We start from the raw sequence: 24178 nt of genomic DNA on the forward strand, positions 1-24178 counted from the left end.
TGTCATAGCAGAATAGCAGGTGCAAAGCTCAATCCTTATTTATCAATATAAAGTTGCTCTTACACCTAGAATATACACAAACTTTTTTTCTATATTTGTGGTCATATAGATTAAGATGCCAAGAAAATGTATTTTTGAGAAGATGTGATCCAAGCCACATATTAATTGAACCCTAATGGTGAAAGTTCAAAAACACATTATTATGAACAAAATAACTCATATTAAAAATAGTGCCGTATGTTTACCTTTAATAGCATCCGATTTTATGAAGGATGCAAATATTTGAAAAACCTTCATGTAGGAATAGATTATTCAATTAAGCACAAACTGGACAAAGACTTCTTTGCACCAAATATCTGCATTTCAGCAATCGTTGGTCAAAATGGTGCTGGAAAGTCTTCCCTGCTGGATATGATTTTCCGTGTCGTGAATAACTTGAGTTATTGTCTTTTCAACAAAGTAGAAAGAGAAGCTTCCTCCCCTTTAAGTTATATCATCGGGATTCAGGCAGACTTAACGTATTTCGTCAATGATAAGATTGGCGCAGTTCGCGTTCGGGATGGAATACTTGGCTTTGATTTTGGAAAATTGAAATGTAAATTCACAATCTATAAGTTGGAAAATCAAAGCAGCTCAGAGGTTGACGATATATTTCGTGAGTATAAAGATTATACAAATTTAGACTTCATCCAGCAGAAAGAAGTAGCTAAGGCATTTTTCTATACTGTGGCAACCAACTATTCTATGCAGTCCTTCATTGCACAAGATTATTCTAACGAAACTGCAATTTATACGATAGATAAGGATGACCCAAAGAATATTATTTATTCGAAATCATGGCTAAATAGTCTGTTCCACAAAAATGATGGTTATTTGAGCCCAATCGTCTTGAATCCTTACCGTGAGAACGGAAGTGTTGATATGAGTAATGAGGAACATCTTACCACATCAAGACTGGCTGCTCTGTTGATTGAAGAAAATCCTGAACAGTCATTACTTGATGGTTACAGTTTTGAAGGCATGAATTTTCATTGGAAACCTCGTAGGCTGCAGGCAAAGTTCACATCAATTGTAGATGATAGAGTAAAACTGTACCCAAGTAAGGAAGAGGTAGAGGAACATAACCGCTATAATATCGAAGAGAAGGACCATTTGATTTATAAGGAAAATGCGGACTTGGAAAATTTTCGGGATTTGGCTTTGGAAAAAGATTCATTTGCTCATATCATTTTAGCTGCGTTAAGATGCAGCGTGACCCCTACAATGAATCACCTACAGCTTTATGTGAGAATGTACGTGGTGTACAAAGTGCTGAGTGTCGCTGAGAAATATCCAAGTTATACCTATTTTAAAAAGAACTTTGGGAATATCAACTACACATTCCATTCTATTCCCATAGAGAACAGAAAAGCAGTGATAGCCCAACTTCAAAAGTTAGCCAAGATGGTGAAATGCGACCCGTCTCATATAGGTTTGAAACTGAGACAAGCACTAAACTTCATCACAAAAGGTAAAAATCTGACGGATGTGGATTTAGCAGAGGGAATAACCTATGAACAATATGCAAAACTGTTAGGTATTACTCCGAAAGGTATGTCCATTAAGAAGCGTATGGAATGGTTGCCACCTGGTATTTTCAATTCAGAGACATGTTTAAAGGACAAAAACACGAATGCAAAAATCCCTTTGAATCAGTTGAGTAGTGGCGAGCGTCAGTTTATCTATCTAACAAGTACTTTGCTTTATCATGCAATGAACTTGAATTCTATTCCGAAGAATGGCACGAGAGTGCGTTACAACAAGCTGAATTTTATTCTTGATGAAGTGGAAATTTGTTTTCATCCAGAATATCAGAGGCGGTTTGTCAAAAAGCTGCGAGATCTGTTAGTAAGAGTAGAGTTAAATAAAAGTTTTGATATAAATGTACTGATAACAACCCATTCACCTTTCATTTTAAGTGATATCCCTAAAGATAATATTTTGTGTATGGATAAAGGAAAGGTGTGCGAAGGTGTGTTGAAACAGACGTTCTGCTCTAATGTCTATGACTTACTAAATAATCAATTTTTTATGAGTCAATTTGTTGGCGACATAGCTACCGAAAAACTTGATAATTTGGTTCATAAGATTAATGAGTTGTCGGAAAAATATAATGCTAACCCCATTAGTGAAAAGACAATTAAACGCCTGCGAAACAATATTGACATGATAGGTGACGACTTTATCAGAATGAAACTTCTGGAACAGTTAAAAGCACTGACGGAGGATGATCCTTTGAAAGTGGAATATGAAATGCTGAAGGAACGTTTACGGATTGTTGAAGAAAAAATAAAGAAGACACGATGATACCGATAGAATATGACAACTCTAAATTGGATGAGTATAATGCTTTCATAGATAAATTTTTAGAAAATTTGGATCATTATCTCACTAATGGATATATAGGCAATCGTAAAAGCATTAAGGTTTTAGAAGCACGGAAGTTTTATAATAGTTTGTCCGCTTCACAAAAAAATATATTTAACAAATCGGCCAAACCTAGACATTGGGAGCGTTTGGGAGATAATGAAACTGTGCTTGTTCCCCTATCACCTATGGAAGACAATACAATTGCCTTTTTCACAGAAGTCAAGAATGAACTTAAAGACTGGATCAACTATCGGCCGAATGAAATAAAAAACTTATCAAATAGGATCAAAAGTTCTTACCCTGACTCTGATGATCAAACTTCCAGTTTATATGATGCAATCCATCACATGTTTATTGAGAATGGATATGAGAAAAATGGGGAATCCAAATTTCCGAAGGATAAGCTGATTGAAGCTGTCGGTACGGATGTTTGCCCCTATTGCAATCGAGTTTTCATCAAGAATGTAAATGCCGATGACGGAAAGCAAGTAAAGGGTCAGTTAGATCATTTTTACGATAAAGACAAATATCCTTATCTTGCTATTCTAAAATACAACCTAATTCCGAGTTGTCCTTTTTGTAATGGCCCTACCGGTAAACATACAAAGAATGCAGAAGACGAGGGATTGATAAGTCCATTTATGCTAGAGGATGCTAATGCAATGAAGTTCAGTACAGAAATTACTGGCGATGGTTTTACAAATATGGACACATGCGCAAAAGCTATTTCTCTGAAAGTGAATTACTATGAACCTAAGATGGAGAATAATGCTAGAGTTTTTCATCTAGAGGAGCTATATAAGACACATACAGACTATGCAGCTGAGATATACTTCAGACATCGTATGATGGGTTCAGAGGCTTATCAAGAGTTTGTTCAGAAAATGATTGGCGAAGGTTCTGTTATGTCGACAAATGATTGGAATCGTATGATACTTGGATTTACTAACAACCCCGAAGATTTGGGTAAAAAGCCAATTTCCAAGTTCTGTAAAGACCTCTTGGAGGATTTTGAGGATAAAGGAATAAAGTAAATACTTCTAAAAGAATAATCTGTAAAGTTTTTCTAGGACAAGTGACTGTAAAGTTTTTCTAGGACAAGATAAGAACTAGGTGCAAGGTGCAACTCTATATCTATATATAGGTTGCACCTTGCACCTAAGCAAATAATTGATTATCAACACCATATCTTTAATAATTAAATTTACATTTATGAAACTCTCTACATATACGGACAAATCCGGTCAACCCACAACAACATAGGGGTCTCGTTTTCACTCCTTCTACAAGAATATTGAGATATAAAAAGGTCTCTATTATTCTTCTATAAACATCTGCAAAACAAAGCAGTACAGTGAAGCATATTCAAACAAAAGATTCGTTATCTATTCAAAATACATATTATGTAATATTCTCATTTATAGACAAATATCTTTATGTATCATTTTTTTAACTGATAACACTCTAATTACACAAAAAAGTTATATCTTTGCAAATAGAGAGCTCTTTGAAAAACAAAGCAAGACCATGAAATGATTCCTAAAAATAAAATCGTTACTTACTCGTTACCTGTTTTTTATTCGAATTTCATAAATATCATTCTATCAAAACATTAGCTACACTATCGAGTACTCATTCGGGTTATCTACTGTTATTGATACAAATGAGAAAAATGAAGCGAAACAAAGACGATAAAGAGTTAACAACCTAATAATAAGCCAATTATTACGTTTAATAACGAAAGCAACAGGCATAAATTTATTTTTAGATTAAAATCGTTACTAACTCGTTACCTACTTTTTTTCAGTGTCTATAGGTATCTGTGTAACAGACTGTTAATTTCACTTTTCTGTGTTATTTAGTCTTATCAGATGTGATAATCCAGAAAGTTTACTATTATCTTTGTTTGCATGAAACTCCCCATAAAACATATTGCCATACTCGTAATAGCCTCTTTGATAGCTATTTTTGCCTACCAGACATATTGGTTGGTCAGCATGTACCATACCATGAAAACAGACATGGAGCATTCCATTACCGAGGCTATGCGCACATGTGATTATAATGAAATGATGCTACGCATAGAATGCATGCGCCGTGATGACAAAGATCATGGTGAGATCTCTGTCTCTGCCGGGTACAATGATGAAGGTGGAACACTGGTTCGCAGCAGTACTACAATTCATAAAGAGAAGGTTCCCAAAGGTATGGATGTACAACAGGACACCATTCTTAGAACCGAAAAAAAACTGGACACCCTGATCGTAGTCCGTAATGATCAGAGGGAAATAAAAGTAATCCCCCAGGACTCTACTTCGCAGGAAGTGAAAGCTGCCATGCTACAAACGAAAGGGGGGCTGGACCTATTATTGAAAGATCAGAGTAGCATGCTCGAACTGGCTACTTATTTTCAAAGGGGATTACATTCGGGACTTGACATAATCATGGATCCCGACTTTCAGTCCTACAACAGCCTGCTGACACTAAGCCTGCAAGAAAGGGGAATAACACTTCCATATCGGATAGAATATCTGCGTTTCAGCCACACTCTCGATTCTACTCAGTTTTTTACCGATACCTTGGGAGTTGCCGGTACAGCGGACTACATCCCCGGACCGGATGCACATACTTACGACTATACTTTCGACATCCATTCACACTCGCTCTACCGCCTCCGGATGGATTCTGTAGCTGGAGTTATTGTCCGGCAGATGGCTGGTATACTTATTACTTCATTTATTATTTTGCTGATATTAGGATTCTCTTTCTGGTACTTGATCCGTACATTGCTGAAACAGAAAACACTGGAAGAAATGAAAAGTGATTTCACCAACAACATCACGCATGAATTAAAGACCCCTATAGCTGTGGCATATGCCGCCAACGACGCATTGCTAAACTTCGGACAGGCTGATGAGAAAGAAAAGCGAGACAGATATCTGAATATCAGCCAGGAGCAACTGCAAAGACTCAGTGGGCTGGTCGAACAGATACTAACGATGAGTATGGAACAGCGTAAGACTTTCCGACTCCGCCCGGAAGAGATAACTCTTATCCCTTTGCTCGAAACATTAGCAGAGCAACATCGACTCAAAGCAAAGAAACCCGTCAGCATTGACTATAAAACAGAACCGGAAGATCTTACGGTATTTGCCGACCGGACTCATTTCAGCAATATTCTAAGTAATCTGATAGACAATGCCGTGAAATACTCACCAGAGAAAGCCGTTATCCATATCCGCTGTCGTGAAACAGAAGTTAACGGAAAAGTAGAAATTTCAGTCACCGATGAGGGAATAGGTATCGCACAAGAGAAACAAAAACATATATTCGACAAATTTTACCGTGTACCGACCGGAAATCTCCATAACGTAAAAGGATACGGTCTGGGACTCTACTATGTGAAAACAATGATTGAGAAGCATGGAGGAACAGTTTGTGTAGAAAGCGAACCAGGACACGGTAGTACATTCACCATTATGTTATGAAAGAGAAAATTAAAGTATTATTAGTGGAAGACGAACTAACCCTCGCCATGATTATCAAGGATACACTTGAAGAGAATGATTTCACCCTCACCATTGCTGCCAACGGTGAAGAGGGATTGCGTATGTTTTTCGACATACGTCCGGATGTACTGGTAGCCGACGTGATGATGCCACGTATGGATGGCTTTGAGATGGTAAGACGTATCCGCCAGACCGATAAACAGACCCCGGTACTTTTCCTGACAGCCCGTTCGGCCATCAACGACGTAGTAGAAGGTTTTGAATTGGGTGCCAATGATTACCTGAAAAAGCCATTCGGAATGCAGGAACTGATCATCCGTATTAAAGCATTGGTAGGTAAGGCATTCAGTTTTGCAGAAGAAAAGAAAATAACCACACGGTTTGAGATAGGCAACTATTTGTTCGATACCCTTGCACAAACACTGACACATGCCGGATTGAAACAAGAGCTCTCCCATCGGGAAACAGAAATTCTAAAACGGCTTTGCGAAAATCAGAATCAGGTAGTCAACACACAGAATGTACTACTCGACCTTTGGGGAGACGATAGCTTTTTCAATTCACGGAGCTTACATGTTTTCATCACTAAACTCCGACATAAATTATCGGCTGACGAACGTATACGCATCGTAAATGTCAGAGGAATCGGATACAAATTGATATTAAACTAAAAAAACAGCATGATGACCCCAAAGATATACAGCACATTTATACTGGCAATCATGTCTACGATAGCCTTTGCACAAACGGAACAACCGCAAGACAGCGTCACAGGTCATAGCAGGACTGTGCCCGAAATCCGTCAGGAATTACTTGAACGTATTCGGACAATATTCACTTAATGGCCAACGTAACTCTAAAATGGGGTATATGGTTCCCGATCTCTATATGCAGAGCCATTTCGGAGGTACACTCGACTACATGTTCAATGATAAATTCGGTATTACCGGGGGAGCTGTCCATGAATTTAATCCAATAAAAGGGCACTGGGAAACCACCCCTGTTTTCGGTCCCGTAATTCATCTAAAAAAGAAATAAAGGATTCACGGCAAGCTGATTATTTTCATATCTTTGCGACACTAAAGATAAACCCAACGGATATGAAGAAGCTGATATTCTTTTTGCTGCTGTTACTGAGTACGGCCTCACTTTCTGCACAGTCGGAATTACCGTCCGACAGCATCCGGCATTTGCCCTCTACCGTCAAACAATACGGAGACTTCCTGATCGACATGGGACTGTTTATGGCAGCTCCTCCCAAACTACCGGAATATAAATTCGAGCTGCCCGATGCGAGCAAAGATTATAGCCGAATATTCAGTCTAAATCCCGACATTATAATGACACAAGGGTTATCCAATGTATTCACACCCTCTCTTTCATACGGATTTGGTGGTTTCTTCTCGTCTCCACAACAACTCCAGATGGGATCGTTTAAACTGAAAAACGGCATGCGCCTGAATACATACGGAGAATATAATGCCAAAGGCCAGAAGGTGCCTAACCATGGTGCCATGCCATGGGAAAAGAATAACTTCAAAGGTGCTTTTGAAATGAAATCTTCCGATGGTAATTTCGGTATCCGCATCGAGGTTCAACAAGGACGCTACTATCCATATTAAAAAAGAAAGAAATGAAAAACATACTGATTATTGGTGCAAACGGATTTACGGGTCGCCGGATACTGAACGATTTGTCGGCTAAACCTATCTACAATGTCACCGGATGTTCTTTAAGAGATGATATCTGCCCCGGAAAGGGTTACCGTTTTGTACGTACAGATATTCGGGACACAGATGCCGTACAAAGGTTATTCAATGAATCCCAACCGGACATTGTAATCAATACTTCTGCCCTTTCGGTGCCGGATTATTGTGAAACTCACCATGCAGAAGCTGAAGCCACGAATGTAACGGCTGTTGAAACCATTTCACATGCCTGTGAACAGTATGGCAGCCGTTTCATCCATCTGTCAACTGATTTTGTATTTGATGGTAAAAGCAATCAACTCTACAAAGAAGAAGATGAAGCCTCTCCGGTCAATTATTACGGAGTTACGAAACTGAAAGCTGAAAAAGTGGTGGCTGATTGCTGCAGCAATTATGCAATAGTGCGTGTAGTTGTTGTTTATGGAAAGGCTCTCACGGGGCAGCATGGCAACATTCTTCAGTTAGTTGCCAACCGGTTGAGAAAAGGGGAAACAATTCGTGTTGTATCCGACCAATGGCGTACACCGACTTTTGTAGGAGATATTTCGGAAGGAGTAGAAAAACTGATGTTTCACCCCTCCAACGGAATCTATCACATTTGCGGGAATGAATGTCTCACAATTGCCGAAATCGCCTACCGGGTAGCCGATTTTCTGAAACTGGACCGTTCTTTGATTGAGCCCGTCACTACCGAAGAAATGCAAGAGGCTACTCCCCGTCCCCGCTTTAGCGGATTGAGCATTGAAAAAGCTAAAACTGAAATCGGATACAACCCACACACGTTGGAAGAAGGAATGGCAGCCTGCTTGTCTGAATAGTATCGACACTTATATTTTTTCACCACAGAGAAGACACAGAGGGCACAGAGTTTTAATGTTCTTATTTGACGTATTCGCAAAATCAGATATTAATCCTCTGTGTCCTCTGTGGTGAAAAAGCGGGCTTCATCCTAACTTCTCCAACAATTCTTCAATGCTCCCCACCGTCACCACTTCTCCTTCCTGCAGATGCATAATGAATCCATTACCCTCTTTCAAATCACCGGTTTCGATATAAATATCGGACTCGATGTTACGATTTGCCAGAATTCCATTACGCTGCAAGGCTTTACGTACCATGGCATATTTCTGTCCGTGCCCTACCAGACGTATTCGTGATGTATATTCATTATCTACCCGGAACAAACCGGTCTCCAGATCGAATACAATACCTTTACGAGCGAAGAAACTACTCAATTTACCACTTAGGGAAAGATCCTCGGGAGTGCCGATAGTCACTCCATTCATCTTATCCATCAGCCATATTTTATCGGCAATCTGTAAAGCCAACTCTAAGTCGTGGGTAGAAAGGAAAATCGTTTTGTTGGTCTGCCGGCTCAGTTGGTGGAGCAATTGCATCATCTCCACTTTACTGGGAAAGTCGAGAAAGGCTGTCGGTTCATCCAGAAAAATCACCGGGGTTTCTTGTGCCAGTGCTTTGGCAATCATTGCTTTCTGGCGCTCACCATCACTCAGGGTATGTACCATGCGGTGCGCCAGATTCTCAATCTTTACCAGAGCAATAGAACGTTCAACCACCTCTTTGTCTTCTCCACGAAGTGTTCCCCAAAAACCGGTATACGGACTCCGGCCTAAACCTACAAGCTCGTGTACCGTCATATTGCGTATGTCACATTTCTCGGTGAGTACCACACTAATCACAGTCGACAACTCCTTGTCGGTATACGCATCGATTTCCTTACCCACAATCTCTATCTTGCCTCCCAGTTTAGGCTGAAAAGCCGAAAGCGTACGCAACAAAGTAGACTTCCCCACTCCATTAGCGCCCAGTAAGCAAGTCAATTCGCCACAGTTAATGCCGGCATTGATGCGGTCGGCCACCACTTTGACATCGGTCTTCCCCAGATAGCCTATCGAAAGGTTCTCTATATGAATGGTCTTCTGCTTCATATCTTTATTCACTTAATTCACTTTTACGTTTACGGAACAACACAGATGCCACGACCGGCGCACCGACCAATGCTGTCACGGAGTTGACGGGAAGTGCCCCCTCGAACCCCGGCATACGGGCCACCAGATTACACACCAAAGCCAGTGACGCCCCCGCCAGCAAAGTAGCCGGCATCAGGATGCGGTGATCTGAAGTGTGAAAGATGGCACGGCAAAGGTGGGGAACCGCCAAACCGATAAACATGATCGGACCACAATAAGCCGTCACAATGGCGACAAGCACTCCCGAACAAGAGATTACCAACAGCCGGGCACGCTTTATGTTCAATCCCAGGTTACGGGCATATCCATCGCCAAGCAGCATCAGGTTCATGGTTTTAATCAACAGGAAAGAGAGCGGAATCAGTACGACCATAATGCAGACAAACAAAGTCATCTGATCTCCGGAGACACGGGCAAAACTTCCCAGTCCCCAGATCACATAGGCACGGATATCTTCTTCCACACTAAAATATTTGAGTACACCGATGATAGCACTTGCCACATACCCAATCATCACACCGATTATCAACAGTGTGACGTTCCCTTTCACTTTTTGCGACACATATACAATAAGTGCCATAACCGACAAGGCTCCGATAACAGCCGCTAACGAAAGTGCCACTTCACCCATATATCCCAGTTTGCTAAGTGCCACACCTCCCAACGCACCGGACAGTAATACGACAAAGGCTACCCCCAGACTGGCACCGGAACTGATTCCAAGTACGGAAGGTCCCGCCAGCGGATTACGGAATACGGTTTGCATCTGCAAACCACTGATGGAAAGCCCGGCACCGGCCACTAAAGCTGTCAGGGCCTGTGGCACACGTGATTTCCAGATTATATTCTGCCAGATAATGGACTCATCTGTCCCTCCCCAAAGTATGTTCCATACCGAACCGATAGGGATGGAAACCGAACCCAAAAGAAGGTTCAACAGGAAAAAGATAAAAATAGATGCCGCTATAAGCAACATAAGAGGTACTGTCGGTCGTTTCATCAGGCAGATCAATTGAGGCGTTCGTAATAAACAGGAGTATAATCGGGCAACAAATCTGGATGAAAAGCTTTAATCAAATCCTCCAGTACAACTTCCGGCTGGGTAGGCATACTTTCATAAAACGGCTTCTCCCGCATATTGCAATAGATCACCCCTTTATCACGGAAAGCCCGGAAATCGGCATATCTCGGATCTTCGCTTTTCAGTGCATCATAAGAAAAGGCTCCGTCGAAACTATTGACGATGCGCCAATAATCGGCATTCTCTGCCTGGCTATACACCGTTTCAAAATCGAGCGTGACACCTCCCGAACGGGGATCGTCTTTCAAGAAATAGTCGGCTCCTGCGTCACGGAAAAGTTGTGCCAGAAAGCTCTTACCTCCTACAGCATACCAGTTGCCTCCCCGGATTTCTCCACTGAAAACTACCGGACGCTTTTCTACATGGGCAACCCGCTCTTTCAGTTCGTTATAATGCTTTTCAATAGCCGCAAACTTCCGGTTGGCCGTTTCTTCTTCACCTATAAAAAGTCCGATAAACTTAATCCACTCGGCCTGCCCCAACGGAGTCATCTCTTTGTAACCCAGATGCGGAACCAGCGGAATACCTACTTCACGCATGGCATCGTATCCGCCTCGTTTGAATGGTGAGATGAAAATGACATCGGGATTTACACTCATGATTACTTCGTTATCGAAATTCCCCTCAATACCTATCTTAGCTGTTTTCCCTTGCTTCAGACGTTCGTTCATCTCTTTGTTGAAAAGATGGCGGGTGCTCGTAATACCTACCACATGACTTAAAGCATCCAGTTTAATGAAATTTGATAACTGCAAGGAGGTCATACAGATAACACTTTTAACAGGCGTTTCTATAACCGTATAGTCAGCAGGAATATTTTCGGGTTTCACACCTCTGGGTACAAGCGCATAATGAAAAGACTCGCCGCCTTCCTTCTGCGGATCACTGATATCGACCAAACGGCAAGTGGGTGTATAAGTCACTCTGAATCCTTTGGCATAAACAGGTGTGATACGGATGGAAGAAGTATCGGCCGCCTCACAGGTTACAGTTGTTACGTTCTGGTTGTTCTTCGGACGGCAACCGGCAAAAGAAATACAGGCCAGCAGTGCGCATCCAATCAGGAATTGTTTCATCGGTATTCGTCTTTTAATTCAGATTATAGCGGTCAAAGATACTTAATAATTCTTGTTTCATAGGGATATTTTCCTCACTTTTGCAGAACATTAAGATGATAAACCGATAGCAAATGACAACATCACACCCCATACGTTTCGTATCTTTAGGACCGGGTGAACCGGACCTGATAACGCTGAAAGGATTCAAAGCCCTGCAAACGGCCGACTGTATCTTTTGTCCTGCCACCATGACCCGCGACGGGAAATCTTCGTCACGGGCACTTTCCATTCTGGATACTCTCGGATTCTCGGACACCATACAATGTTTCCGGCTTCCAATGGACAAAGATCGGACACAAGCTCTAAAAGCCTACGAAGCTGTATACGAAAGCAGCAAAACACTCCGTGCGGAAGGGAAAAACATTGTAATTGTGGCGGAAGGAGATGTAGGTCTCTACTCTTCCATCCATTATATTTACGACAAGCTGCGGGAAGACGGTATCCCTGTAGAACAGATTGCAGGTATTCCCGCTTTTATAGCTTCCGGAGCAATGGCAGGCATGCACATCGTCAGCCAGGAAGAACGGCTGATTATACTACCCGGACTTGTCACAACCAAAGAGCTGGAAGATTACCTGAAGCAACAAACCGTAGTGGTCATTATGAAGCTCTCGCAATGTGTAGAAGAAGTACACCAATGCATAAACAGCCATCCGGAATATCAGTATCACTATTTTGAGAATGTAGGAACAGAGAAGGAATACTACTCTTGCTCCAACGAAGAACTCCGTGAGAAGAGATTCCCCTATTTTTCAGTAATGATTATCAGGTTCTGACCGGACTTTATCCGGTGAAGGTCTTGAACTACCTATAGACGAGTTGTGTACCCCGGCATATACCGGTTGTACAACTCGTCATGGACCAGTTGTGTAACTCGCACGAATCTTTCATTTACCCTGCCTTCCTCTCATACAAAAACGCGTTTCGATCTTCCATCTTCCACCTTTTAGAGTGCATATCGTTGATTGTGAGATGTATAGATTGGTGGAAGATGCGGTTTTTATGCCATTTATCTTCCACCCCCATCTTCCATCTTCCACCCGCTGTTTTAGGGGATATTTCAATAGTAACGATTTGGAAAACAAATGGATATGTCCAATTTCTTATCCGTTTATCTCTCTAAAAGCATTTCATTTCCCTTACTCTCTTTAGTGCAAATGGTCGGATCTTTATCTCAGCCCGGGCATGCGGGCTCATCGGCCCGGGTATGCGGACTCATCAGCCCGGGTATGCGGGCTCATCAGCCCAGGTATGCGGGCTGGGATAAAGAGTTGTATGACAATGGTTAATCTACTACACTTCTCCGGTAATAGTCGGCCGGATTCTTTCTTAAAAAAGAAACAACGAAGCGCTGCTTCCGCATCGCTGTGTGCGAATGGAAGGTTTTGTGGAGAGGACAAGGGAGGAAGACGGTTGCTAGATGAAAGAGCCGTGTGTAACTCGTCTATTATTGGTCAGGACGATTGCATATTTGAGAGGGAATGATTACCTTTGCATGCCCCTAATACGATGATGATTATGAAAACAACCAAACTCCAACTTTCCCTTTTAGCCCTTTTCCTGGGATGTGTTTCTCTACAAGCACAATACAAATGGGCAAATCCATTAAACCAAGATATCCATGTGGTGCGCGGACAAGCATGGCAGAGCGAATTAAAAGATTCATATGCCCGACTGCCTCTACGGGCCCAGGATAAAGTGCGCAAGCCTTTATGGGATTTGGCGCAGCAAAGTGCAGGACTGTCTGTTGCGTTCCGTTCCAATGCACCGGAAATAAAGGTTCGTTATGTGGTGAAAGGCGGACTCTCTATGCCACACATGCCGGCAACCGGAGTTTCGGGTGTAGACTTATACGCTACGGACAACAACGGGCGGGAACGATGGTGTGCCGGACGATACTCCATGGGTGACACGATAACCTACAGTTTCAGCGGACTTTCATATGCAGCCAAATCCGGTAACGGATTCGAATATCAATTATTTTTGCCGTTATACAATAAAGTATCGTGGATGGAAATAGGAGTTCCTGCCGATGCCTCTTTCCGTTTTCTACCGGCCTCACAAGAAAAACCACTGGTTATATACGGTACTTCTATTGCACAAGGAGCTTGCGCTTCCCGCCCGGGCATGGCATGGGGAAATATTTTAAACCGGAAATTGGGACATCCGGTCATCAATCTTGGTTTCTCCGGCAATGGAAAGCTGGAAGAAGCGCTCTTTGATCTGTTGTCTGAAATCGATGCGCAATTGTATATCATCGATTGCATGCCCAATCTGTCGGGAAAGAAAGAATCCGCCGTTGTATACGAGCGCACTCTGAAAGGAGTGAAAAAGCTGCGTGAAAAGAGCCGGACCCCTATCTTGCTGGTAGAACACGACGGTTATAGTAACGAATATAGTTCCGAAAGTGCGGAAGAATCTTATCGTGTAGCCAATGCAGAACTGCGCAAGGCATATGAAACGTTACAAAAAGAGCAGGTTCCGGCTGTATACTATCTGACCAAGGAAGAGATCGGTATCCCGATGGATGCCATGGTAGATGGTGTTCACTCCACCGACCTGGGTATGCAACAATACGCTGACAGCTACCAGAAGAAAATACGTGAAATTTTGCGTGAAGACAATCAAGGACCTGCTTCGTGCATCCCATGCAAGCAACAAAGAGATCCGTATGATTGGTACGGCCGTCACGAAGAAATCTTGAAACTGAACAAACAAAGTGCTCCTGAAATAGTGATGATCGGCAACTCGATAACACACTTCTGGGGAGGCGAACCCATCGCGCATAACCAGTTTGGCAAAGAATCCTGGGAGAAATTATTCAAAGGGAGAAGTGTACGCAACCTCGGATTCGGCTGGGACAAAACAGAGAATGTACTATGGCGCATCTATCACGGAGAACTGGACGGTTTCCAGGCTCGCAATATATTTCTGCTGATAGGTACCAATAATCTGTCATTCAACAGTGATGAAGAAATTATAGAAGGTATCTGCCGGATCGCAAAAGCCATTCATGAACGTCAGCCGCAGGCAAAACTCTGCATCATGGGCATCCTGCCAAGAAAAGGGATGGAAGCCCGCATTGCCGGAATCGATGCGGAATTACAAAAACAACTGGCAGGCAAAGACTGTACTTACATTGACCTTGCTCCGCAACTGACGCAAAAAGACGGATCGATAGACTCTTCTCTGTTCCGTGACGGACTGCATCCGAATGCAGAAGGATACAAGCGGATCGCAAAGGTGCTGAAAGAGTATCTATAAGCAGAGATCCGGTTGCTGATAAATACATATCAACCTTTCATCATTACAAGATATTCAGATGAAAGATCTGAGATATACCTGTTACTGAAATCTGTATGCCGATGCAAAATGTAAAAAAGGCTACGAGCTTATTTATAATCTGATTGCCTACAGGCCCGAGTTTCTGAATAATCCTCTGTCCCTGTGAGAGGAAAACATACAGTATTGCAGCCATACAGATGATGACAAGTGCGATAACAAAATAGTTGATTCCGGTCTGCAGTAGTTTCCCTTTGACACTGGCAGAGGCCATCAAAGTGAATATGACAGATATACTGCCGGGACCGATGCTGATGGGGAATGTGATGGGGTAAAATATCTTCTGTTCTATATTCTTCCATTTAAAGCTATCCAGATTCTGGTTAGACTCTCCCTTATCAGAAGAACCGGAATCGGCAAGCAATTCCATTGCCGTTTTACAAATCAGTATGCCGCCTCCAAGCTGAATCACAGGAATGGCCAGACCGAAAATCAACAAAAACAGATGCCCTATCACCAAAGTACCGACACCGATCATTATAAAGTTGAAAATCAGCTTCTGAATGGCAGTCTTTCGCTGTTTTGGGTCCAGGTCTGTAAAAAAGCCATTTACAACAAAACCGTTTCCCAAAGGGTTTACTACGGGAAACAAAGCCATAAAGGAGGATGAAAATATGATTAGCAGATTACTCAACGACATAGTTCTTGCTTTTTAAAACACTTTATTAAGAATGCAACACTCATCTACAAACACAGATTGCCTCTTATTGATGTTATAAATGCAAGAAACATCTTCTTATTGTGATATTTTAACAGGCCGTCATATACGTGCCAAAGCATATGCTAACGTACGTACCCCACTTAGAAATCCGGATGATGCGTCACCCGAAAATGACCTTCACTTCCGTCCCCTTCCCTTCCTCGGAAGCAATCTCTATTTTTCCTCCGTAAACAGAAAATATTTTCGCTGAAAGGCTGAGTCCAACCCCCTGGCCTGTATATTCTCTCGTATTACTTCCCCGGTAGAACGACTGGAAGATATGTTCTATCTCGTCCTTGGGAATTCCGATTCCGGAGTCCCCGACCACTATTCCCCATCGTTCCCCCTCTTTGTAAAGCCGCACAATCACCTCTTCTTGCGAATACTTGCAGGCATTGTCTATAATGTTCTGCAAGGCTATCTTAAACAAATAGGGATTTGCATCGACCACAGCACTCTTTACGCCGTCCTCCGGATATTGCAACCGGAGGCGGGGAACAGCAGAACTCATCTCCTGTAATAAGTCTGCCAGATAAATCTTTTCGACGTTGTTTTTCCGGATATCCTCTTCCTGCCTCGACAAAAACATCAAATGCCTGATCAAGTTAGAGAGACGTTTGCTTTCCCCGGCAATTCGTTGAAGGGCTTCGACATATTCCTCCGTGCTACGCTCCTTTAACAAACTGATTTCACACTCACCCTGAATGGCGGTAATGGGATTATTCAATTCGTGGGAAGCATGGCTGACAAACGATTTTTCTGCTTTGAACGCAGTGTCGATACGGTCGAGCATACTGTTTAATGCTTCTATCAAATGATCCAGTTCATCTTTATTGCCGGTAGTCTTCAGTCGGCGGTTCAGGCTATTGCCTCGTATCCGCTGCAGCTGCAATAAAATATGTTGTAAGGGGATTAGTATTCTCGTAGAATAAAGTTGTCCCATGAAGAAGATCAATACTGAACTGCTGAGTATCAGGAAGGTAGATAATACCAGCAAATGTTCCTGTATTTTAACCCCATAGCCATTATGCGACATTACGATTACGATAAAGTTTCCCTCATTGTCAGGATAGTACAAAGCAGCTCCCAACATATCTTTATGGACAAAAGATACCGATGACATCTCCTTTGAATCAAGGAGCAGTTTTTGTTGCCCGGCAGAAAGATATTTATTCAACGTATCACGTACCACGACGTCACTGTCCATATTCAGCAAAATCTCTTTGGCCTCCGGCAACAGTTCATCATACTTCCGTTGAATGGCCAGATAGCTTTGTTCGTCCACCTCATCCCGTTCCCAATGTTTCTGGGCAGTCAGAAAAGCTTTTTCCCGAAGATACGACTGATACAATCCGTCGATATACCTCGAACTGAAGAGATAAAACACTCCAATGACGATCATGGTGGTCAACACTGTTATCAACGTATAAAAGAGGGCAATCTTACGTCCGATTTTCATAGTCAGGTGTTTTTTAGTCAGGCATACATGATATATCCGGAACCAACTACAGTATGAATCAGTTTCTTACTAAAGTCTTTATCAATCTTACCACGAAGGTAGTTTACGTATACATCCACGACATTGGTATTCGTATCAAAATTCTTATCCCATACATCTCTCAATAATGTCAGGCGCGAAAGTACCAATCCCTGATGGGTCATAAAATATTCCAGTAAACGGTATTCCTTGACGGTGAGGTCTATCTCCGCTTCTCCACGTCTGGCACGGCGGCTGTTACAGTTAAGCACCAAATCATCACATACCAACTGCCGGGCGGAATCTTCTCTTCCTCTACGCAGGATGGCCTTGATCCGGGCTTCCAGTTCCTGAAAGCTGAAAGGCTTCACCAAGTAGTCGTCAGCTCCCGCATCCAATCCTTTTACGATATCCTCCGTCGTACCCAGCGCAGTCAACATAATCACCGGAACCAGATAACCATACTGACGGCGATAGAGACGGCAAAGCTCCAAGCCATTCATTCCGGGCATAATAATATCTATGATCAGCAGATCGAATACTTCCTGCCGGATCAGTTCCCATCCGGAATTACCGTCATTGGCAACTGACACTGTATGTCCGAACTCCTTCAGTCCCCGTTCTATGAACGAAGCTATATTCACTTCATCTTCTACCAATAATATCTTTGCCATAACTTTTGAGTTTTAAAGTGACAAATATACGGTTTACACTCGTCTTTGCCGCAGCTTTCCATCTTTATCAAACAAAGTTTTACCATAAATGGCCTCTACAATCAGCGGAAAAATAAAAAGCGTAAAGAAAGTATCACACAATACGCCACCGATAATAACAATGGCGAGCGGACGCTGCGACTCGGAGCCAATACCATGGCTCATGGCTGCCGGCATCAGTCCGATAGCAGCCATAGCAGCCGTCATCACAACCGGCCGGACCCGCGAATGAACCGTACTCTTCACTGCTTCGGCCAAAGACATGTGCGAATGCACATTCGACTTAATACCCGAAATCATAATCACTCCGTTCTGAATGCAGATGCCGAACAAGGCTATAAAACCGATCCCGGCAGAAATTGAGAAGTTGAAGTGAGTGATCAACAGGGCAATGATACCGCCGGCCGCCGCAAATGGGACATTCAACAATACCAGTCCTGCATCCCGGGCATTGGAAAACAGGATGAAGAGGATAACGAATATAATGGCAATACTGACAGGAACAACCTGTGCAAGGCGTTTGCTGGCACGTTGCTGATTCTCAAAATCTCCGGTCCATTTCAGTGTATATCCGTCCGGAAGATGTACCGAAGCTTCCACTTTCTTTTGTGCTTCGGCAACGGCAGACCCCATGGCACGACCACGTACAGAGAACTTAACAGCACAAAAACGGGTATGGCTGTCACGGAATATAAGCAATGGTCCTGTAATGGTCCGGATATCTGCCAATTCCTTGATCGGGATCATCGCACCATCCATCGCTGGTACCAGAATCTTACCTATCTGCTCTTCGTTCTGGCGGAACTCTTCATTATAACGAACCATGATATTGAACTTACGCTCGTCTTCATAGAGCAATGAAGCAGATTTACCTCCGATGGCCATCTCAATAATAGATTGTACATTTTCTTTCGATACACCATAACGGGCAAGCTGTTTTTCGTTCAACTCGATGCGAAGTTCCGGCTGACCTATATTCCGAATCACTCCCAGATCTTCAATACCTGCTACGGTTCCCAACACTTTGTTTATCTGTACAGCCAGTTTCTCTGCCTCATATAAATCCTTCCCGAAAACCTTAACGGCAATAGAACCTTTTACACCCGAAGCGGCTTCCTCCACGTTGTCAGTAATCGGTTGTGAGAAATTGAAATCGGTACCGGGATAGAGAGCAAGGGCAGATTGCATTTTTTCAATCAACTGTTCTTTACTGAGTCCGCTCTCCCACTCTTTCTCCGGATAAATATCAACATGAAATTCCACATTGTAAAAACCGGTAGCATCAGTCCCATCATTCGGGCGCCCGGTTTGCGAGAGCACCTGCTTTACTTCGGGAAAAACCAACAGCTCTCTACGCATTCTGTTGGCAAGTGAAACAGACTCATCCAGAGAAATGCTTTGCGGAAGGGTGGCACGAATATAGATGGCTCCTTCATTCAACTGCGGCAGAAACTCCATCCCCAGAAAAGAGTAAAGAAACAGCCCGGCTCCTCCGACCAAAGAAGCTAATCCGATGGACAGCTTACGATGAGCATGAAAAATGGCAAATAAAGCCGAACTTTTCTCTCTAATAAAACTCACCAGAAAATTACTTTTCTCACTCACATTTTTCCTTAACAGGATGGATGACATGACCGGAACCAGGGTCAAAGTAAAAATCAAGGCCCCCAGTAAAGCAAACCCCAATGTATAAGCCAAAGGAGAAAACATTTTCCCTTCCACCTTTTGAAACGAGAATATGGGGATTAACGCCGTAATAATAATCAGCTTGGAGAAAAAGACCGCTTTGGCCTTTTCTTTGGCAGTATTCCGGATCAGCCCCATCTTCGACATCCGGTTGAAAACGGGCATCCCCACTTCTCTCGCTTTCCGATCGAGAGCAACGAATATACCTTCTACCATCACTACGGCCCCGTCTATTATGATCCCAAAGTCAATGGCTCCCATAGAAAGCAGATTGGCGGACATCCCCATTACATGCAAGCAGATAAAAGCAAACAACAGGGATAAAGGGATAATGACAGCTACCACTACCGTTGTCCGCCAGTCCGCCATAAAGATGAATACAATGAAAGTTACCAATAGTATGCCTTCCACCAGATTGTGCGTTACAGTATGTACAGCAAGATCCACCAGATCCTCCCGATCATAAAAAGGTACAATCTTAACATCCGTCGGTAAGATGCTTTCGTTCAATTCATCTATTTTCATCTTCAGCCCGGATATCACTTCACCCGGGTTCTCTCCCTTGCGCATCACTACAATACCTTCCACTACATCATCCTCGTCCATTCGCCCTACCTGTCCCAGACGAGGTAAACAAGATTCACGGACATCAGCCAGATTCCTCACCAGAATGGGAGTACCATTGATGTTTTTCACTACAATGTTCCGCAACTCCTCCAAATCGTTAATCAGCCCTATACCTCTTACGACATAAGCCTGGGAGCTTTTGGTTATTACATCTCCGCCCACATTAATATTACTCTTCGAAATGGCATCATAAAGTTCCAGCGAGGTGATGCCATAATTGATTAACTGGTTTGGGTTGACACTTACTTCACAGGTTTTTACTTCACCACCGAAACTGACAATATCCGCCACACCCGATACGGCACGCAGATTGCGATCGATCACCCAATCCTGAATCGTTTTCAGTTCGCGTACACTCCGTTTGTCACTTCGCAGGGTATAGCGGTAAATCTCTCCTGTAGGTCCGTAGAGAGGCTGCACCTCAGGAGTTACTCCTTCCGGCAGATCGGCATCATTCAATAAATTATATACCTGTTGACGAGCAACAAAATCATCCACATGATCCTCAAACAGCACATTGATGACTGACAACCCAAACAAGGTTGTCGAACGGATATCTGTCTTCTTCTGTACCGAATTCATGGCTATCTCCACCGGAATCGTAATAAACTTCTCTACCTCTTCGGCACTGCGTCCCGGCCACTGGGTAATGATGGTCACTTTCGTATTCGTCACATCGGGAAATGCATCGATCGGAGTGTGTCTGAATGAAACCACACCGGCGATGATGGCAATCACCGTACAAAAAAAGACGAAAAACTTATTCTTCAACGAAAAAGCCACAATATTGTCTATAAACTTATGCATAGTTTTTTTCGCTTTTAGTCTGCATTCAAAGCATTGTAGACCAATAATACATTTTGATTCAACACTCTGTCACCTTCTGAAAGTCCGGAACGGACATAACATTCCTTACTCAACTGTTTGTAAACATCAATCTCCTTAATCGATAAACGGTGGTCCGTAGCCACTGCCACAACATAGTTTTTCCCTCCTTCGAATATCAGGGCATGTGCATCGATCCGGGGCATTTGTTTCCCGGACGACTTACACTCCACACCGACATTGGTAAACATACCCGGCTTCAGCAAATAATCTTCATTACACAATTTAATGCGCACATTCATCGTCTTACTTTCGGTATCCAGCATGTGATAGACTTTATCGATACTTCCGGAAAAGACCTTATCGGGATAAGCCAAGGTAGTGATATGTACGGGTGCTCCTTCAACCACTCTGCTAATATCACTTTCATAAACATCTGCCATCACCCATACATTTTCCAGGCCGGAAACAGTGAATATCTCCTCACTCTGATCGGAGCGGAGTTGCATGTCTTTACTCACCTTTTTGTCTACAATAAAACCGGAAACCGGAGATTTGATTTCGTAAAATGATCGACCGCTGAAATGGTTGATGGAAAAGATTTCTTTGATGCGGTTCTCTTCCGCCTCTGCATTAGCCAATTCCTGTCGCACCTGCAATACGTCTTTATCAGACGCCAATCCTGAATCGAACATATCCTGAGTGGCATCCATATTTCTACGGGCAATGATAACCTGCTGGTTTGCTTCCTTCATTTGTTTCTCGTAGTCAGCCACTTCACCGCTACGGATCACCGCAAGTATATCTCCTTTTCGTACGTAATCCCCTACTTCGGCATGAAGCTCCGTCACAGTACCGCCAAACATAGGATAAATGTGTGCTACCTGCTCCTGATTGAAAGTCACACGCCCGTTTAGAACCAGTTCATCCGTCACATCATGCAGACGTACCGTATCGACAGAGACTATTTTCAGTAAACTATCTGTCAGACATAAGTTTGTATGCACCTCAGATTGCTTCATCTTTGATGAACAACCTCCCAACCCCAGAATCAATATACATGGAAAGTATTTTGTCCAATTCATAAATTATATGGATTTAATTATTAAAGACATGTTGCCCGACTACTGCATTCAGATTCTCAATGCCGAGAAATACGTTTTTCTTTATATCATAAAGCTGAATGCAGGTCTCTTTATAGCTATCGTAAAAATCGATAAACTCTAAAAGACTGATATTACGTTTGATAAAGCTTTCATTGGCTCCGGCTATCAGTTTCTCAAAGTTATGTTCCAATCCCTTATCTACTGACCGATAAAGCCTGAACGCTTTATCTAAGGCAGTATAGGCAGCATACAGTTCTGTCTCAGCTTTACTGCGAATATATTCCTGCTCCCGGCTTGCCTTCAGGAGATTGAAGCGTGCCATCTTGATATTCCCTTGGTTACGGTTAAAGATAGGAACAGACATACTAAACCCGATAGCGAAATAATTATTAATAAAATTACCTTGACGATCATAGTTACCTTTCACTGAAAATTCGGGAAAGGCCAACGATTTCTGTAATTTCAGATCAGCTTGCGAAGCAATGATATTACTATGTGCCATCTTTTGGTCAGACCTCACGGATAGCATCTCTTGTAAACCGGCATAAGACAATCCATTTATGGTCAAACGTTCAAGCGAACCCTCATCTACTATTGGCTCAGTGCGAAAATCAATGGGCAAGTTCAATAATAAATTCAACTCTCCCCGCCGTGATAGATAATGGCTCTCACATTCGCTCATATCCTTTTTCAACGAGAACAGCATTGATTCGAGACGGGTCATCTCCATTAAAGAAACATTCCCCTTCACATGCTGTTCCTTAATGCCTGCCAACAAATGTTCAAGCGAACTGACCTCTTTATCATAAACCGATAATGACTTTGACAGATAGTAAACTTCGATAAAAGCTTCCCCAAGCTCCTGACGTAAAGTCCGCATTACTTCCTCAAACTGATAGCCGGCAATCTCCCGGTTTATTTTCTCCAACCGTATTTGCTTATTCCGTTGTCCGGCAAGACGGATCACCTGTTCTATCTCTACAACAGATTCACCGCTCTTACCAAAATCAAAATAAGTGCCATTAAGCCGGTTGTAAACATTTTGTTCAAATGAGATCACCGGGTTATCAAATAATTGAGCTTGAAGCAACCTGGCTTGTGCCATATCTATATTGTAGCGTTCGGCCAATAGGGATAAATTACATTTCAGGAAACGTTGCTCGGCCTCTTTCAGCGTCAAGCTCCCGGAAGGTTGCTGTGCTCCGGCAATTCCGAAAAATCCAAGAAAAAAGAGAATAAAAAACTTTCTGGTCATAGTCCTTGTTATTTTGATGACAAAAGTACAATTCACACTTCACGCAGACCGTTTGAAAGCAATTATAAGATACTCAGATGAGATTAGAAAGTTATTAGAAAGCGGAAAAAGCAGGACAAGGAAGAATTGCTAATACAATAGGAGAAATAGCTATCTGCCAATAACTCCGATCTTCCTATCTTTGCAACATCAAAGAAACAAACAAGTAGTAACCCTTTAAAAAATAGAAATATGAAAGTCATCGATTTAACCAAAGAAAGTTTTGTAGAAAAAGTTGCAGATTATCAAGGATATCCGAAAGAATGGAAGTTTAAAGGCAACAAACCCTGCCTGGTAGATTTTCATGCTCCCTGGTGTGTATATTGCAAAGCACTGTCACCCATACTGGATCAACTGGCTGTAGAATATAATGGTAAAATAGATATTTATAAAGTGGATGTAGATCAGGAACCGGAATTGGAAGCGGCTTTTGCCATTCGTACAATCCCTAATCTGCTGCTTTGTCCTGTTGGAGGAGAACCGACCATGAAATTAGGAACCATGAATAAAACGCAACTAAAAGCGTTAATAGAAGAGGCACTATTATAATTTACCTGACTAAGCATTGGGTACGTCAGTCAACCACGGTAA

The 24178-nt window shown here is 42.6% G+C and carries 18 protein-coding genes and 1 pseudogene; 10 read left to right on the forward strand and 9 right to left on the reverse strand.

The window, feature by feature from the left end; all coding sequences use genetic code 11:
* Positions 1–237: 237 nt before the first annotated feature.
* The 7 genes and pseudogenes from JZY04_RS04595 (at position 238) to JZY04_RS04625 (ending at position 8445) form a co-directional block, all read left to right on the forward strand.
* Positions 238–2346, forward strand: coding sequence for an AAA family ATPase (locus tag JZY04_RS04595; protein ID WP_122143319.1), 2109 nt, complete (start codon positions 238–240; stop codon positions 2344–2346).
* On the forward strand, positions 2343–3443 hold the full coding sequence (locus JZY04_RS04600) for a hypothetical protein (RefSeq protein WP_122143320.1): 1101 nt from the start codon (positions 2343–2345) through the stop codon (positions 3441–3443). The genes JZY04_RS04595 and JZY04_RS04600 overlap by 4 nt, the downstream gene beginning before the upstream one ends.
* An 876-nt stretch (positions 3444–4319) precedes the next feature.
* Complete coding sequence (locus JZY04_RS04605) at positions 4320–5897, forward strand: cell wall metabolism sensor histidine kinase WalK (RefSeq protein WP_181996493.1); 1578 nt, start codon at positions 4320–4322, stop codon at positions 5895–5897.
* Positions 5894–6589, forward strand: a complete 696-nt coding sequence (locus JZY04_RS04610) for a response regulator transcription factor (RefSeq protein ID WP_005805762.1) — start codon at positions 5894–5896, stop codon at positions 6587–6589. Before JZY04_RS04605 ends, JZY04_RS04610 begins: the two co-directional genes overlap by 4 nt.
* A gap of 139 nt (positions 6590–6728) precedes the next feature.
* Positions 6729–6956, forward strand: a pseudogene (locus JZY04_RS04615) (hypothetical protein); the annotation flags it as partial.
* 62 nt (positions 6957–7018) lie between these two features.
* Entirely contained in the window at positions 7019–7540 is a 522-nt protein-coding gene (locus JZY04_RS04620; protein WP_005805756.1) for a hypothetical protein, read from the forward strand.
* Between the two features lie 11 nt (positions 7541–7551).
* Positions 7552–8445: an SDR family oxidoreductase gene (locus tag JZY04_RS04625; protein WP_032536057.1), complete on the forward strand. Its 894-nt coding sequence runs from the start codon at positions 7552–7554 to the stop codon at positions 8443–8445.
* Positions 8446–8571: 126 nt separating this feature from the next.
* Here JZY04_RS04625 and JZY04_RS04630 read toward each other — a convergent pair whose 3' ends face one another.
* From JZY04_RS04630 to JZY04_RS04640, 3 genes are read right to left on the reverse strand one after another with little or no spacing between them, the layout of a single operon-like run.
* Positions 8572–9576: an ABC transporter ATP-binding protein gene (locus JZY04_RS04630; protein WP_005777567.1), complete on the reverse strand. Its 1005-nt coding sequence runs from the start codon at positions 9574–9576 to the stop codon at positions 8572–8574.
* A 4-nt stretch (positions 9577–9580) separates the two neighbouring features.
* A complete protein-coding gene (locus tag JZY04_RS04635) occupies positions 9581–10618 on the reverse strand; it encodes an iron ABC transporter permease (RefSeq protein ID WP_022012794.1) in 1038 nt (345 codons plus the stop codon).
* Between the two features lie 8 nt (positions 10619–10626).
* The gene (locus JZY04_RS04640) at positions 10627–11775 is read right to left on the reverse strand and encodes an ABC transporter substrate-binding protein (RefSeq protein WP_044300643.1); all 1149 of its coding nucleotides are present in this window, start codon (positions 11773–11775) and stop codon (positions 10627–10629) included.
* A gap of 113 nt (positions 11776–11888) precedes the next feature.
* Here JZY04_RS04640 and JZY04_RS04645 point away from each other — a divergent pair, with 113 nt between their 5' ends.
* Together JZY04_RS04645 and JZY04_RS04650 are read left to right on the forward strand one after the other, a co-directional pair.
* Entirely contained in the window at positions 11889–12593 is a 705-nt protein-coding gene (locus tag JZY04_RS04645; RefSeq protein WP_122143321.1) for a precorrin-2 C(20)-methyltransferase, read from the forward strand.
* Between the two features lie 742 nt (positions 12594–13335).
* Entirely contained in the window at positions 13336–15081 is a 1746-nt protein-coding gene (locus JZY04_RS04650) for an SGNH/GDSL hydrolase family protein (protein WP_181996495.1), read from the forward strand.
* Between the two features lie 43 nt (positions 15082–15124).
* Here the strand turns inward: JZY04_RS04650 and JZY04_RS04655 are convergent, their stop codons facing one another.
* The 6 genes from JZY04_RS04655 to JZY04_RS04680 all read right to left on the reverse strand — a co-directional run bounded on the left by JZY04_RS04655 (position 15125) and on the right by JZY04_RS04680 (position 23548).
* Positions 15125–15799, reverse strand: a complete 675-nt coding sequence (locus tag JZY04_RS04655; protein WP_005805743.1) for a MarC family protein — start codon at positions 15797–15799, stop codon at positions 15125–15127.
* Between the two features lie 181 nt (positions 15800–15980).
* Positions 15981–17318 (reverse strand): HAMP domain-containing sensor histidine kinase, encoded by a 1338-nt coding sequence (locus JZY04_RS04660; protein ID WP_122143322.1) that lies wholly within the window; start codon positions 17316–17318, stop codon positions 15981–15983.
* 17 nt (positions 17319–17335) lie between these two features.
* Positions 17336–18010, reverse strand: coding sequence for a response regulator transcription factor (locus JZY04_RS04665; protein WP_005777552.1), 675 nt, complete (start codon positions 18008–18010; stop codon positions 17336–17338).
* Positions 18011–18043: 33 nt separating this feature from the next.
* Complete coding sequence (locus tag JZY04_RS04670; protein ID WP_122143323.1) at positions 18044–21169, reverse strand: efflux RND transporter permease subunit; 3126 nt, start codon at positions 21167–21169, stop codon at positions 18044–18046.
* A 14-nt stretch (positions 21170–21183) separates the two neighbouring features.
* Positions 21184–22272: an efflux RND transporter periplasmic adaptor subunit gene (locus tag JZY04_RS04675; protein ID WP_044300638.1), complete on the reverse strand. Its 1089-nt coding sequence runs from the start codon at positions 22270–22272 to the stop codon at positions 21184–21186.
* A gap of 13 nt (positions 22273–22285) precedes the next feature.
* The gene (locus JZY04_RS04680) at positions 22286–23548 is read right to left on the reverse strand and encodes a TolC family protein (RefSeq protein WP_122143324.1); all 1263 of its coding nucleotides are present in this window, start codon (positions 23546–23548) and stop codon (positions 22286–22288) included.
* A gap of 231 nt (positions 23549–23779) precedes the next feature.
* Between JZY04_RS04680 and JZY04_RS04685 the strand changes: the two genes are divergently transcribed.
* Entirely contained in the window at positions 23780–24136 is a 357-nt protein-coding gene (locus tag JZY04_RS04685) for a co-chaperone YbbN (RefSeq protein ID WP_005777545.1), read from the forward strand.
* Positions 24137–24178: the final 42 nt, after the last annotated feature.

Origin of the sequence: Bacteroides sp. 11BF (assembly GCF_019633765.1) — a bacterium.
GTDB lineage: Bacteria > Bacteroidota > Bacteroidia > Bacteroidales > Bacteroidaceae > Bacteroides > Bacteroides hominis.